This is a genomic window from Halopenitus malekzadehii (assembly GCF_900108505.1).
Taxonomy (GTDB): domain Archaea; phylum Halobacteriota; class Halobacteria; order Halobacteriales; family Haloferacaceae; genus Halopenitus; species Halopenitus malekzadehii.
The window spans coordinates 1-13,065 of record NZ_FNWU01000004.1; the positions used below are offsets into that span (position 1 = coordinate 1).

Annotated in this window: 13 protein-coding genes; 6 read left to right on the forward strand and 7 right to left on the reverse strand. The window is 67.3% G+C overall.

The genetic code is table 11. The features are described from left to right. From BLW38_RS08695 to BLW38_RS08715, 5 genes are all read left to right on the forward strand, one after another. The coding region (locus BLW38_RS08695; protein WP_143040829.1) for a zinc ribbon domain-containing protein at nt 1–469 on the forward strand (469 nt) is incomplete at its 5' end. A 210-nt stretch (nt 470–679) separates the two neighbouring features. Further along, nucleotides 680–2,110: an FAD-dependent oxidoreductase gene (locus BLW38_RS08700; protein ID WP_092816870.1), complete on the forward strand. Its 1,431-nt coding sequence runs from the start codon at nt 680–682 to the stop codon at nt 2,108–2,110. A 148-nt stretch (nt 2,111–2,258) separates the two neighbouring features. Beyond that, nucleotides 2,259–2,762, forward strand: coding sequence for a hypothetical protein (locus BLW38_RS08705; RefSeq protein ID WP_092816871.1), 504 nt, complete (start codon nt 2,259–2,261; stop codon nt 2,760–2,762). 34 nt (nt 2,763–2,796) lie between these two features. After that, on the forward strand, nt 2,797–4,308 hold the full coding sequence (locus tag BLW38_RS08710) for a UbiD family decarboxylase (protein ID WP_092816872.1): 1,512 nt from the start codon (nt 2,797–2,799) through the stop codon (nt 4,306–4,308). Further along, nucleotides 4,305–5,828, forward strand: coding sequence for a UbiD family decarboxylase (locus tag BLW38_RS08715; RefSeq protein WP_092817017.1), 1,524 nt, complete (start codon nt 4,305–4,307; stop codon nt 5,826–5,828). Before BLW38_RS08710 ends, BLW38_RS08715 begins: the two co-directional genes overlap by 4 nt. A gap of 24 nt (nt 5,829–5,852) precedes the next feature. Here the strand turns inward: BLW38_RS08715 and BLW38_RS08720 are convergent, their stop codons facing one another. Next, on the reverse strand, nt 5,853–7,427 hold the full coding sequence (locus tag BLW38_RS08720; RefSeq protein ID WP_092816873.1) for a zinc ribbon domain-containing protein: 1,575 nt from the start codon (nt 7,425–7,427) through the stop codon (nt 5,853–5,855). Next, nucleotides 7,424–8,596 carry a thiolase C-terminal domain-containing protein gene (locus BLW38_RS08725; RefSeq protein ID WP_092816874.1) on the reverse strand — a complete coding sequence of 391 codons (1,173 nt, stop codon included), beginning with the start codon at nt 8,594–8,596 and terminating at the stop codon, nt 7,424–7,426. Before BLW38_RS08725 ends, BLW38_RS08720 begins: the two co-directional genes overlap by 4 nt. A gap of 175 nt (nt 8,597–8,771) precedes the next feature. Here BLW38_RS08725 and BLW38_RS08730 point away from each other — a divergent pair, with 175 nt between their 5' ends. Continuing rightward, entirely contained in the window at nt 8,772–9,926 is a 1,155-nt protein-coding gene (locus BLW38_RS08730; RefSeq protein ID WP_092816875.1) for an acyl-CoA dehydrogenase family protein, read from the forward strand. A gap of 326 nt (nt 9,927–10,252) precedes the next feature. Here the strand turns inward: BLW38_RS08730 and BLW38_RS08735 are convergent, their stop codons facing one another. The 5 genes from BLW38_RS08735 to BLW38_RS08755 all read right to left on the reverse strand — a co-directional run bounded on the left by BLW38_RS08735 (nt 10,253) and on the right by BLW38_RS08755 (nt 13,065). Next, nucleotides 10,253–11,089 carry an enoyl-CoA hydratase/isomerase family protein gene (locus BLW38_RS08735; RefSeq protein WP_092816876.1) on the reverse strand — a complete coding sequence of 279 codons (837 nt, stop codon included), beginning with the start codon at nt 11,087–11,089 and terminating at the stop codon, nt 10,253–10,255. Nucleotides 11,090–11,368: 279 nt separating this feature from the next. Beyond that, the gene (locus tag BLW38_RS08740; protein ID WP_092816877.1) at nt 11,369–11,641 is read right to left on the reverse strand and encodes a PaaD-like zinc ribbon domain-containing protein; all 273 of its coding nucleotides are present in this window, start codon (nt 11,639–11,641) and stop codon (nt 11,369–11,371) included. Next, complete coding sequence (locus BLW38_RS08745) at nt 11,641–12,405, reverse strand: Phenylacetic acid catabolic protein (protein WP_092816878.1); 765 nt, start codon at nt 12,403–12,405, stop codon at nt 11,641–11,643. The genes BLW38_RS08740 and BLW38_RS08745 overlap by 1 nt, the downstream gene beginning before the upstream one ends. Then, nucleotides 12,402–12,608: a phenylacetic acid degradation PaaB family protein gene (locus BLW38_RS08750; RefSeq protein ID WP_092816879.1), complete on the reverse strand. Its 207-nt coding sequence runs from the start codon at nt 12,606–12,608 to the stop codon at nt 12,402–12,404. The genes BLW38_RS08745 and BLW38_RS08750 overlap by 4 nt, the downstream gene beginning before the upstream one ends. A 46-nt stretch (nt 12,609–12,654) precedes the next feature. After that, nucleotides 12,655–13,065, reverse strand: a complete 411-nt coding sequence (locus BLW38_RS08755; protein ID WP_092816880.1) for a metal-sulfur cluster assembly factor — start codon at nt 13,063–13,065, stop codon at nt 12,655–12,657.

Below are 13,065 nucleotides of genomic sequence, written 5' to 3' on the forward strand. Positions count from 1 at the left end.
TGTTGAGCAGGAAGTTGGGAGTATCAACGTCGGGAAACTCGCGGGTGTTCGTGATGACGAGGACGGTGAGTCAAAGAACTGGGGCCGGCACGGCAACCTCGACTTGCACGGCTGGGCGTTCGACCGCTTCACCAAGATTCTCACGTACAAAGCCAAGGTTTCGGGCATCGAAGTCGTAGAAGTCTCAGAGCGCGACACGAGTAAGACGTGTTGCGTCTGCGGTAGGAAAGACGAGAGTCAGCGTGTCGAGCGTGGGTTGTACGTGTGTGAAGGGCACGACGATGCGTTCAACGCTGACGTGAATGGGGCGGAGAACATCCGTTTCGACTTGAACCAAAGTAACTCTGAATCTTCGGCCAGTTTGGACGAGGATAGGAGTACCGGCTGGTTGGCACAGCCCGGAGTCTACCTTTACGACCTCTCCCGAGGATTCCAACCTCGACGAGAGGTGGTAGACTGCAAACCCTAATATCCCAACTCAGCGGTGCGGTGCCGTGGGATTCCCGCGTTGACGAGACACGACGTGTCTCGTTCGCCCACCAGAACGCTCTGCGTTCTGGGGACGTCTTCAGGCGCGGGAGGATGTCAATGTGTATTCTGGTGCTGGGGATGAATCGCGTATGAAAAGTAAATTAACGATTGGCGTTCCAGATGGACACGAGAGTACCTCACGCCAACCATGACGGATGAATACGACCTAGCCATCATCGGAGGGGGCATCAGCGGGGCGTCGCTACTGTACACGGTAGCGAAGTTCACCGACGTCGAGGACGTCGTGTTGATCGAAAAGGAGCCGGAGATCGCGGCGATCAACTCCCATCACACCAACAACTCCCAGACGCTGCACTTCGGGGACATCGAGACGAACTACACCCTGGAAAAGGCCGAGGAGGTTAAGGAGGGTGCCGAGCTGCTGGCCGGCTACCTCGAGAACCACGATCCCGACCGGGAGATGCACAGCAAGCGCAGCAAGATGGTGCTCGCGGTCGGCGACGAGGAGGTCGAGAAGCTCGAATCGCGGTACCACGACGAGGGCTTTGGCGACCTCTACCCCAAGCTGCGATCGATCGACCGCGAGGAGATCGCGGATCTGGAACCGAAGGTCGTCGAAGGTCGGGACCCGGATATGAAACTGCGCGCGCTGCAGACGCCCGACGGCTACGTCGTCGACTACGGCGCGGTCTCAAAATCGTTCGTCGACCTGGCCGACGAGGAGGACGGCGTCGACGTCTACACCGGCACGACGGTCACCGACATCGACGACGGCGGTGACGGGTTCCGGATCACCACCGACAACGGCATCTTCGAGTCCGACGCCACGGTCGTCGCGGCCGGCTCCCACAGCCTCCAGATCGCCAAGGAGATGGGCTACGGGCAGAACATGTCGCTGTTGCCCGTCGCCGGGAGCTTCTTCCTCGCGGACGACCTGTTGAACGGGAAGGTCTACACCCTGCAGATGAAGAAGCTGCCGTTCGCCGCGGTCCACGGCGACGCCGACGTTCACGACGGCGACATCACGCGGTTCGGCCCGACTGCGAAGGTCGTGCCCACCCTCGAGCGGGGGCGCTTTTCGACCGCCGGCGACTTCCTCGACGTCTTCGGCTTCTCGTCCGACTCGTTCCTCAGCTACGCGAACATCCTCGCCGACCGGATCCTGTTGCCCTACGTCCTCCGGAACCTCGTCTACGACCTTCCGGAGGTCGGCAAGCGCGCCTTCCTCCCGAACGTCCGGAAGGTCGTCCCGACCGTCGAACTCTCCGACATCGATCGGGCGTCGGGCTACGGCGGCGTCAGGCCGCAGATCGTCGACACGGACGCGAAGGACCTCGATATGGGCGAGGCGAAGATCACCGGCGAGGACATCCTGTTCAACATCACGCCCTCGCCGGGCGCTTCGACCTGTCTGAAGAACGCGATGGCCGACACCGAGCAGGTGATCGAGTTCCTCGACGGGGACTACGCGTTCGACGTCGACGCGTTCCGCGCGGAGACGATCGGCCAGTTCCCGCGCGCTGAGGACTCGGACGACGCCACGAACGGCGACGCCGCGGACGATGCCGGTGACACCGGTGACGACGCCGACGTCGCCGAACCCGCTGCCGCCGACTGAGCCGGAAGCCATTCCGTCGTCTCGATCGACCACGTTCGACCGCCGCCGTCGTTCCCGCCACCGCTCCCGGCTCGTCCGAACGGCGTCCCTCGCCGGACGCGCGTCCAGCAAGGCTTTATTATCGCTCCCCCGTACCATTCGGCAGACGATGCCCGGCACGTACGTGACATCGGAAACGAACCTGCCGCCCGACCCGGAGGACGGGGAGATCCGGCTGCAGGTAACCGACCAACACACGAAGGAGATATTCGATACGCGTGCCCGGGTCAGCCGGGATCCCGAATCGCTCTCGGATCCCGAGCCGCTGACGGTACTGAAGGGCCCCCACGAGAACGTCGAGGAGCGGTGGTACATCGACGTCATCGAGGCCGACGTCGAGGAGCCCGACGTCGACGTCGACCTGCTGGAGTCGATTATGGAGGAGACCGCCGACCAAAGCACCGTCATCAACACGCGCTCGGCGGAGGTGAAGACGATCCTGCTGTATCTCGAACGGACCGGCGAGTTCGACTCGGTCTCGGAGGCGAGCCGACGGCTGATGCTCGATCACCTCGCCGAGGAGTATCCGGCGCTGCTTGAGGCATACGTCGATCGCAAGGTCGAACGGGATCGGGCCGGGCTCCGATCGGCGTTGACGGACGCCGAGGAATGATCGGGGACATATCTCACATCGGCGGTGGGCGCCGATGACGGTCGACAGCCTCCGGGAGTACCTCGCGGTCCTCGAGTCACACGACGACCTCCAACGCGTCGAGGAGTCGGTGTCCTGGAACCTCGAGGCCAGCGCGATCACGATGCTGGCCAACGAGCGCGACGCACGGGTCCCGCTTTTCGAACGGACCGAGGCCGCCAGGCTCGTCGGCGATCCCTACCGCGGGAGCGGGAACCGGCCCTGGAACCGGATCGCTCTCGGGCTTGACCTCCCCGCCGACCTCTCGCGATTCGAGTTCTACGAGGAGGTGATCGACCGCCTCCAGGACCCGATCGCGCCGACGGCGGTCGCCGCCGCCGACGCGCCGGTGAAAGACCAGGTCCTGTACGGCGAGGACGTCGACCTCCTCCGGTTCCCGTGGCCATACATCCACGCCGGCGACGGCGGCCGGTACTCGAACCTCCACACGCTCGTCGCACCGGATCCAGACTCGGAGTGGGTCGACTGGTCGTATCACCGCGCGATGATCCACGACGGCGAGACCGCAAGCGTCCTCCTGCTTGCCGGCGAACAGACGCCGAACCTCTACTACTACAAGTACGAACGCCGCGGCGAGCCGATGCCGGTCGCGATCGTCGTCGGCGCAGAGCCGGCCGTCGAGTACACGTCGGTGATGTGGATCCCGACCGACCGCAGCGAGGCCGAGTTCGCCGGCGGGCTCAAGGGCGAACCGATCGAGCTCGTGGAGTGTGAGACGAACGACCTTCGAGTCCCCGCGAACGCCGAGCTCGTCATCGAGGGGGAGATCGTGCCGGATGCCCGGCGAGACGAAGGGCCGTTCGGCGACTACTTCGGCTATATGCACGGCCCCCGTCGGTCGATGCCCGTCCTTGAGGTCTCCGCGATCACCCACCGCGAGGACCCGATCATTCCGTTCTGTGTCGAGGGGTCGGGCGTCGGCTACGCCGAGAACTCCACGAGTTCGATGGAGGCCGGCTGTGTGGGCCCCGACGCAACGCTGGGGCTACGAACCGCCGGGTTCGACGTCGAGTGCTGTGCGCCGTGGACGTCCACCCCGCGAACGGTCTACGTGATCGCCACCGACCGCACCGAACCGGGCTATCTCCACGAACTCGCCAACTTCATCTTCACCACCTGGGGGATGTTGCACGTCGACTTCTTCGTCTTCGTCGACGCCGACGTCGAACCCACCGACTCCCGGGCGGTCGTGGAGGCGCTGGCGCTGCACGCGGATCCGGACGCGGACTTCCACCAGTTCGGCGTCGAGACGATGCCGAAGGTGCCGCTCAACATCTACCAGACCCCCAGCGAGAAGGGCGACATCCAGACCGGCACCTCGAAGGCGAAGACGGCAAAGACCTACATCGACGCGACTCGATCGTCACCGGCGGTCGATCGTCCACCGGAACTGGAGCGACGGGCACGCGAGACGCTCCGTGAGGCGGGCGTGTCGGTCGCTCTCGAGGACGCCCTGCTCGGTGACCGGCCGGATCGTGAACCGACGGCCGGAGGATGGCGCAGATGAACGGACCCGGAATCGGACTCCGCGATCACCTCTCGCGGCTTCGCGATCGGAGTGATATCGTCTCGATAGACGACCGCGTTCACTGGGACGAGGAGGCTGCCGCGGTCGCTTCGGTCGCCGCACGCGAGGGCGGACCCGCCGTCATCTTCGAGGAAACGCCCGGACGCGTTCGGTTCGTCGCGGGCGCGTTCGGCGGCCCCGACCAGCTTGCGGCCCACGATCGCGAACCGTGGGACCGGATCGGCGACGCGTTGACCGCCGGCGAGGACGTCGACGCCGTTCCATCCACCCACGCCTATCACGACCTGCTCGATCTGCTTGCCGGGCGAGGGACCGAACCGATCCCGCGGAGCGACGCGGAGCCGGCAGCGACGCCGGACCCGACTCTCGATCTGCACACCCTCGGGCTGCCGACGCTGTCTGCCAACGCTCGCCCCCTCGTGTCGCTCGGCGTGCTCGCGGTCGATCTGGGTCCCGATGCCGGTACGACGTGGGTCCCGGTCCGCGGCGACGTGCGCGGCAGTTCACGGCTCCGGATCATCCTCCCCCGCGCGTTTCACGACCGTCTCGGGCGCGCTCAGAGCGCTACAGTCGACGGTACTGCGGACGCGGCTGCGACGGGAGTCAGCGTGCTCCTTGGCGTCTCCGCGCCGGTGCTCCTGGCGGCGTTGCAGGGCTGGATCGGCGACCGTGTCCGAACCGACACGCCCGAGCTTGCAGCCGGTCTCGCGCCCGTGGCCGTCTCCCGTGTGGCCGACAGGATCGTCCCTCGCGACGCCGAGGTTCGGATCGACGGCGTTCTCGAACCGACCGCCGATCCGGAGCCGGCCCATCGCGGCGATCGACGATCGGCGACCACGACCGCCGTCGATGCTGCGACCGCGGCCGATGAGTGGCGCGCGGCGTGGGAAGCCACCTGTGCGACCGCCACGGCCGTGGTGCGAGCTGACCGGATCGCGACCCGGGAGGACCCGATCGTGGCGTTCGCACCGCTTGGGGCGCCGCTGTCCGATGACACCCAGCTCGTGAGTCTGCTTGAGGCGGCGCGGCTCTCCCGGCGCGTCAACGGCTACTGGGGCGTCTCGCCGGTCCGATGGGTTCGACTGCCGCCTGAGGGCGGGCTCGGGATCTGTCTGGTCGCCAGCGAGATCCTGTATGCCGGCTTCGAGTGGCAGCTCGCCAACACGCTGTTCTCCTTTTCGAACCTCTTCGATAAGGTCCTGATCGTCGACGAGAACTCGGATCCGACCGACCTCGCGAAGGCGCTCGACGATATGTGGGTGAAGGCGCATCCCGCCAACGACTGGGCCTTCAGCGAGCCGCACGCCCCGAGCGCGACCGCGACGCGCTATCGGCGCGACGGCGAGACCGGCTCGCGGCTCCACATCGCCGCGACGTGGGACCCGCGCTGGGACGAGGAGTACATCGCGCCCCGTGTCACCTTCGAGCAGTCGTTTCCGGAGAACGTTCGCGAATCTGTTCGGGAGCGGTGGGACGAGTTCGGGCTCGATAGGGAGTGATCGCGTCGCCCCGAGGTCGACGACCTACTCGGCGTCCGTGGACTCCGCGTCCGTGGGGACGAACTTCACGCCGTACCGCGGGACGCCCTCCTGTTCGTAGATCCGACGCACCGTCGCGGCCACGGTCTCGCCCACCTCGACGTCGGTCGGGTCGGCGTCGGTCAACTGCCCCGGAAGCGTGATCTCGTCTTCACCCTCCCCGAGATCGACGATCGCGACCCCGTAGGCGCCGTCACGCTGCTGATGGCCGGTGAACTCCGGCGGTGCACCCCCCTGACCGATGACGGTCACGGCGCGGACGGTTCCAGTCCGTGGCGCCTCGAACTCCTCGAAGGTAACGCGCTCGTGACACTCCCGGCAGGCGCCCGTCGGCGGGAACGTCACGCCGCCACACTCCGGACAACGCCCGGCGGCGAGCCGGTACCGCTGGTCGAGCGAGCCCTGCCAGTTCGGCAGACTCACGTGGGCGCCCCCGCCCGCGACCGCGCCGTCGACGATCGTGCCGCGCTTGCGGAGGTAGTCGTCGTAGGTGATCGACTCCCCGCCGTCGAGTTCGTCGACCCCGGCGACCGACAGCGTTCCCCGGCAGGCCATCGAGACCGCGGTGCCGCCGCCGAAGAACGTCGCGACGCCGTGGTGGGCGTCCGGATCGTCCCCGTCGGCGTTCCGGTCGGCCACCGCCGCGAGCAAACCGATCGGGACCGTGGCGGCGCCCGCGTCGCCGATCCGGTCGGCGACGGTGCCGGCCTGCACCGTCCCGGGATCGACCGGAAGATCGCCGGTCGCGCGATACGGGAGGCTCCCGTTCGGCTGATGGACCGCGGCGGCGTCGACCGCCTCGAACCCCGACGCCTCGAGGGGCCCGCCGTCGTCGGCGAGCGTCTCGGTCGCCGCGGTGATCGACTCGCGGATCGCCGTTCGCTGGTAGGTCGTGATGTCGAGGGTGTCGACCGTCTCGGCGCCGCGCTCGCGGTGACGGATCCCCGGATACTCCTCGACGTGCCAGGCCGGATCGCCGACCTCGACCGCGGGGTCGGCCGACAGCACGAACGCGGCCGCGCCGGCGCCCATCGGGTGGTCCGTCTCGGCCGGGTCGCCCGTCGGGCAGTCGGAGACGACGACCAGCGCGGTGCCCGACCTAGCCGCTTCGAGTCCGCGGGCAAGCGCCTCGCCGCCGGCCGCGGTCGATCCGCGAACGGTCGCGGTCGCCACGTCCGTCGGGAGGCCGAGCGCGCGAACGAGCCGCGGCGTGAACTCGCCCTCCTCCATCGGCGGCGTCGTCGTCGCGGTCACGACGAGGTCGATTCGGCCGGGGTCCACGACCGTCGTGGGCGCCTCCGCCGCCCCCTCGTCTCCACCGGCGAGCACGCGCTCGGCGGCGGCGACCGCCATCGTCAGTGCGTCCTCGTCGGCGCCCGCGACGGCCTTCCGCTCGACACCGGGGGCGTGGCTCGTGCCCCAGGCGTCCGCGATCTCCTCACTCGAGAGCCGGAACGCCGGCAGTCGGATCGCCGCGGTCTCGATGCCGACCGGATCGGCGTCCGTCGCGGTCCCGCCGTCGGTCGCGAGATCGCCCGCGACGTCACGCTCGTCGCTCATGCGTCCACCTCCGTGCGCTCGAAGACGTGAACCGTCACCCCGCCGCCGCTGCCGCCGACGTTGTGGGTGAGCCCGTAGGTCGGGTCGTCGACCTGGACGTGGGCCTCCCCGCGCAGCTGGAAGAACGCCTCGACGACCTGGCCGGTTCCGGTGGCGCCGATCGGGTGGCCCTTCGATTTGAGGCCGCCGCTGGTGTTCGTCGGCAGCTCGCCGTCGGGATCGACGACGCCTTCGCGGAGCAGCCGGCCGGCCTCGCCTCGCTCACAGAACCCGAGGTCGTCGTACGCCAGCAGCTCGGCGATCGCGAAGCAGTCGTGAACCTCGGCGAAATCGAGGTCGTCGGGAGTGACTCCCGCCTCCGCGTACGCCTCCTCGCCCGCTTGCACGCTCGCGGGGATGCTCGTGAGCGATTCGCGCTGGAACAGCCCCACGCGCCCGCTCGCTGCGCCGGCGCCGGCGATCTTGACGGACGGGCCGTCGAACTCGGCGGCGACCTCCTCGCTGGCCAGCAGCGCCGCGCTGGCGCCGTCGGTGGTCGGACAGCAGTGATAGAGGTTGAGCGGGTCTGCGACGCCGGGTGCCGAGTTGGCGTCCTCGAGCGAACACTCGAAGCCGAGGTGCGCCTTCGGGTTCTTCGCGCCGTTGCCGTGGTTTTTGACCGCGACCCGGGAGAGGTCCTCGACGGTGGCGTCGTACTCGTCGAGGTAGGCGCTTGCCATCTGTGCGTAGACGCCGGCGAAGGTCGTCCCGCTCATCCGCTCCCACTCGGTCTCGCCGCTGACGCCGAGCCACCACTTGGTCTGGTCGGCGCTCGTGTCGGTCATCACCTCGTAGCCGCCCGCCAACGCGACGTCGGCGGTGCCGGCCCGAACGGCCGTCAGCGCCGAGCGGAACGAGTAGCCGCTTGCCGCACACGCGTTCTCGACGCGGGTCGTCGGGACGCCGTGCAGTCCCAGGTGCTCGGTGACCGCCGGGCTGCTCAGGCCGATCTGTCGGCCGCCGACGCCGAGGGTTCCGAGGAACGCCTCGTCGATGCGGTCGGGGTCCAGTTTGCCGCCCACGCTCTCCAGCGCGTTCTCGTAGGCCGTCTCGAACAGCGTCAGGTAGGTCTCGTCGGGGAAGGAGCCGAACGGCGACTGGCCGGCCCCGATGACGTACACATCCCTCATACCCGCCAGTGGGAGGTCGTTCCACATAAATCGTCCCCTCCGGCGGCGCCGCAGCACGCACGACTCGCGTGAGATCGCGTGTCGTTTGCACGAACTCGCGTGCTGTTTGCGCGAACTCGGGTACCGTTCGCGTGAGCCCGCGGGACTTATTAGGGCGTGTGGCGCTATCACGCCTATGAGCCTCATCGAGAGCGCGCTCTCCGAGGAGCATCGGGAGTTCCGTGACCGGGCGGACGCCTTCGCAACCGACGTGGTCGCCCCGCGGGCCGAGGCGATCGAGGACGCCGACGAGTTCCCCGACGACGTGCTCGCGGAAGCCGGCGACCGTGGACTCCTCGGCGTCCTTCTGCCGGAGGAATACGGTGGGGAAGGGTCCGACTTCCTCTCATACTGTCTCGTGATCGAGCGGATCGCGCAGGCGAGCGGCGCGGTCGCCGAGAGCATCCAGGGCCACACCTTCGCGGCGTTACCCATCGCCCACCACGGCACGGACGCCCAGAAGGAGGCGTACCTCGAGCCGATGGCCCGCGGCGAGTCGATCGGCTCGATGCTGCTCACCGAGCCCGACGCGGGCAGTTCGCCGACCGAGCTGTCGACGGTCGCCGAGGAGACGGACGACGGCTACGCGATCTCCGGGCAGAAGGCCTTCGGAACGAACGCCGGCGTCGCGGACGTCCACCTCGTCGTCGCGCGGAAACGGCCGGCGCCCGAGGAGGGCCACGGCGTCAGCGTCTTCCTCGTTCCGAGCCCCGAGGAGGCACCCGGCTTCACCTTCGACCGCGTGGAGTTCATGGGGATGCGTGGGCACGTCACCGGGGATTCCACCTTCGAGGACGTCGCCGTTCCCGCGGACGCGCTGCTCGGCGAGGTCGGACAGGGCTTCCGGATCGCGATGGGGACGATCGACATGGCCCGAACCGGCCTCGGCGCGATCGCGACCGGCATCGCCACGGCGGCCTTCGAGGAGGCGATCGACTACGCCGGCGACCGCGAACAGGGCGGCAACCCGGTCGGCGAGTATCAGGCCGTTCAGGTGCTCGTCGCCGAGATGGACGCCAAGCTCGACGGCGCACGCCACCTCGTCTATAACTCGGCCCACGACATCGCCGCCGGCGAGGGCGACACCCGCGCCTCCAGCAAGGCGAAGTACGTCGCAAGCGACGTCGTCGAGTACGTCACCCGCAACGCGATCCAGATCCACGGCGGGACGGGCTACCGGACGGATTACCCCCTCGAACGGTACTTCCGCGACGCGAAGATCCTCAGCCTCATCGGCGGGACGACCGAGATCCAGAAGACGACGGTCGCCGAGCACGCGCTCGAGTTATAAGCTCACTGCTGGCTGAGGCACAACCGGCACCAACCGCGTGAGACGCCACCGGTGCCAACTGCCTGAGGCGTCACCGGCACCAACTGCCTGAGACGCCACGATCGGAGTCCACAGCCGGACACCGACCCTTCCCGACATCACTCGTCGCCACGTTCCCTGTCGGGGTCGATCCGGAACCCGACACGGTCGCTCCCGGCGGGACTACCGTGCGCACGGCGGAGCGACCGTTCGAAGGATATTCGCGCGGCTCGCGGACGACACTGCCGAAAAAACGTGAGAACCGATCTGGGACTTGCGTCTCCGTCCGTGGGACCGCGTTGTCGTCGTTACTCGGCGTTGCCCGGTTCCTTCTCGCCCTTCTCGACGGCGAGGAAGTCGGGGTCGCGCTTGCCGAGGTAGGCGTCGACGCCCTCCTTGGCGATGTCCGAGCCGAGCAGGCGGTTCTGCAGCTCACGCTCGTGGGCGAGCGCGTCCGACAGTGGCAGTTCGAGCCCCTCGTTGACGGCGAGCTTGTTGTTGCCAACCGCGAGGTTCGGCTTCTGGACGATCTGGTCGGCGAACTCGCGGGCCGCGTCCTCGATCTCCTCCGGCGGGTGGATCTCGTCGAAGATGCCGCGCTCGGTCGCCTCCTCGGGGGTCAGCGTCTCGCCCGTGATCATCATCTTCAGCGCGGTCGAGCGGTCGATGTACCGCGGCAGCAGCTGCGTGCCGGCCTCGCCGGCGATGAGGCCCAGGTGGACCTCCGGCATCCCGACGCTGTAGTCGTCGTCGTTGCCGACGTAGCGGAAGTCACACGCGAGCGCGAGCTCGAGGCCGCCGCCCATACAGTGGCCGTTGACCATCGCGATGAAGATCGTGTCTGTGGTCCGGATCTTCATGATGACTTCCTTGCTCGTCTGGCTCGCGTAGCCGATCTGCTGGCCGGACTTCTCCTGCAGGACGCCGATGTCGAAGCCGGTCGAGAAGATCTTCTCGTTCGCGCTGCCGAACAGAACCACGCGGACGTCGTCGTCGAACCGGATCACTTCGACGGCGCGCTGGAGCTCCAGCAGGACGTCGATGTGGTGTGCGTTCGCCGGCGGTCGGTTCAATCGGAGATACCCGACGTGGTCGTCGAGGTTGGTCTCGAAGTACTCGAGGTCGAGCTCGGTGAACGATTGCATGTACCCAAACGATCGGAAGCAGTATATAAATAGCTTCTCATACCGAACGACGGTGATATCGGCACAGCAGCCGCTCTCGACGCGATCTACGTCGGATCCCTCTCGTCGGACTCCGGATGGTGGACCACGGATGGCGACGCCGGTGGTACGGAACGCCGCGCCGATCGCCGACGGCGACGCCGGGTTATCCCGATCGCGACGTCGAGTTCGACCCGACGATCGGGTCGACCCGTTCCGATTCGGCTCGTTCCGGCCCGATCCGGATCGTGGATGCGGCCCTCAGCTCGTGTCGGGCCGCTTGCCGTCGTACTTGATCCGCTCGAAGACGGTGTGGCAGCCGTTGCAGTAGTACTGCGACTTCGAGATCTCGCTGCCGAACTGCGACTCCTGCTCGACGTCCGTGGAGTCACAGAACGGACATCCGACCGTCGGCTCGTCGGCGTCGCGGTCGGTCTCGGCGGCGGCGTCAGCAGCGTCCTCGACGTCGGACTCCGCGCCCTCGACGTCGGGGTCCACCTCCCCGCCGGTCCGGCCCTCTGATGCCACCGTCATCAGTCCATCACGTACAGTTCGTTGCTGTCCCCGCGGATCTGAACGAGGTCGGCTTCGGGGATCGAGCCGCCGTTCACGCGGCGACGCGTCTCGTTCCATGCCTCGATGTCGGGGACCGAGCGGTCCACGTTCTCGAGTGAGACCGGCGTTCCCTCGAAGAGGTCCTCGAAGTGGCCGAGGTACGACTCGCGGATCTCGCTTACAGGACGGTCGGTGAACCCGGCCTCGTAGAGCGGGTCCGACTCGGCGTCGTATTCGGCGGGGCCGATGAACGCGAGCGTGTGCGGCAGCGTCTCCTCGAGCGTCGACTGGATGGCGTCGGTCTCCTTCTCGGCGAGGCTCTCGAGACGGGCGTCGTGGTACTCCAGGTGGAAGTACTCGTCCTCGCCCATCTTCGTCACCATTCCGCCGAAGTCCTCGTGGTCGATCGCATCGAGCAGGTACCACGCGGCGCGATCGGCGGTGGCCATCGTCGTGAGATATTCGGGCCACTCGCCGTCGATCGAATCGAGGCTGGCGACGTTGTTGACCGCCTCGGGGTCACGGTGTCCATCGAGCCAGTCCGAGTCGCGCCCCTGGTCCTCGAGGAGCCGGAAGAGCTGTCGGACGTGGCCGACCTCCTCCTGGGCGGCGCTTGCGCCGCCGATGTCGTCCTCCAGCGAGGGACCGGTCAGGGACCACTGTGCGTAGCGGTGTCCAAGAACGATCTTGGTGTCCGTGATCGCCTGGACGTAATCCACGGCGATGTCGGGCCACTCGCTCATGCTGGGGAGAGCACCTCCTGCTCGATGTTGACTTCGTGAACGTCCTCTCGGCGAACGACCGCCAGGAAGTCCCAGTCCTCCTCGTCGAAGGTGTTGTGTGCGTACAGCTTCGCGAGGCGATCGCTGTCCGCCTGTACGTTTCCGATGTGGAGCGTCTCATCGCCCTGGTTGATCCGGGCGAAGACTTCGTAGTATCGTGTCATCGTTGAGTGGTAGTGTGTTTCGTGTGGTGTGTGTCCGTCGTTCGTCTCACAGGCTGATCCCCGATTCGTTCATCTTCCGGCGGACGTCCGCCGTCAACATCTCCTTCGACCAGACGGGCTCCCAGACGACGTCCACGTCGACCGAGTCCACCTCCTCGTACACGAGTAGGCAGCTCTCGATGTCGTTGTGGATCATGTCGTAGGCGGGACAGCCCATACAGGGAAAGGTCATCTCGACGTCGACGTGACCGTCCGCGTAGTCGACGTCGTAGATCATCCCCATCTCGACGAGGCTCACCGGGATGTGCGGGTCCGGGATCTCGTCGACGACGTCCCAGGCCTCCGCCTCGAAGCCGGTCGCGTTCCGGCGGCGGCGCTCGATGAAGTCGCTCGAGGTCGCGGGCGCCGTCGAGTCGTCCGGCGTCGAATCGTCAGGCGTCGGGGTGCTACAGGACAT

What these genes read in the sequence shown, in the direction of transcription:
- BLW38_RS08705 (WP_092816871.1), top strand. Translation starts at nt 2,259, where the DNA reads ATGCCCGGCACGTACGTGACATCGGAAACGAACCTGCCGCCCGACCCG.
- BLW38_RS08745 (WP_092816878.1), bottom strand. Translation starts at nt 12,405, where the DNA reads ATGAGCGAGTGGCCCGACATCGCCGTGGATTACGTCCAGGCGATCACG.
- BLW38_RS08720 (WP_092816873.1), bottom strand. Translation starts at nt 7,427, where the DNA reads ATGAGCGACGAGCGTGACGTCGCGGGCGATCTCGCGACCGACGGCGGG.
- BLW38_RS08740 (WP_092816877.1), bottom strand. Translation starts at nt 11,641, where the DNA reads ATGACGGTGGCATCAGAGGGCCGGACCGGCGGGGAGGTGGACCCCGAC.
- BLW38_RS08710 (WP_092816872.1), top strand. Translation starts at nt 2,797, where the DNA reads ATGACGGTCGACAGCCTCCGGGAGTACCTCGCGGTCCTCGAGTCACAC.
- BLW38_RS08730 (WP_092816875.1), top strand. Translation starts at nt 8,772, where the DNA reads ATGAGCCTCATCGAGAGCGCGCTCTCCGAGGAGCATCGGGAGTTCCGT.
- BLW38_RS08750 (WP_092816879.1), bottom strand. Translation starts at nt 12,608, where the DNA reads ATGACACGATACTACGAAGTCTTCGCCCGGATCAACCAGGGCGATGAG.
- BLW38_RS08735 (WP_092816876.1), bottom strand. Translation starts at nt 11,089, where the DNA reads ATGCAATCGTTCACCGAGCTCGACCTCGAGTACTTCGAGACCAACCTC.
- BLW38_RS08755 (WP_092816880.1), bottom strand. Translation starts at nt 13,065, where the DNA reads ATGTCCTGTAGCACCCCGACGCCTGACGATTCGACGCCGGACGACTCG.
- BLW38_RS08700 (WP_092816870.1), top strand. Translation starts at nt 680, where the DNA reads ATGACGGATGAATACGACCTAGCCATCATCGGAGGGGGCATCAGCGGG.
- BLW38_RS08725 (WP_092816874.1), bottom strand. Translation starts at nt 8,596, where the DNA reads ATGAGGGATGTGTACGTCATCGGGGCCGGCCAGTCGCCGTTCGGCTCC.
- BLW38_RS08715 (WP_092817017.1), top strand. Translation starts at nt 4,305, where the DNA reads ATGAACGGACCCGGAATCGGACTCCGCGATCACCTCTCGCGGCTTCGC.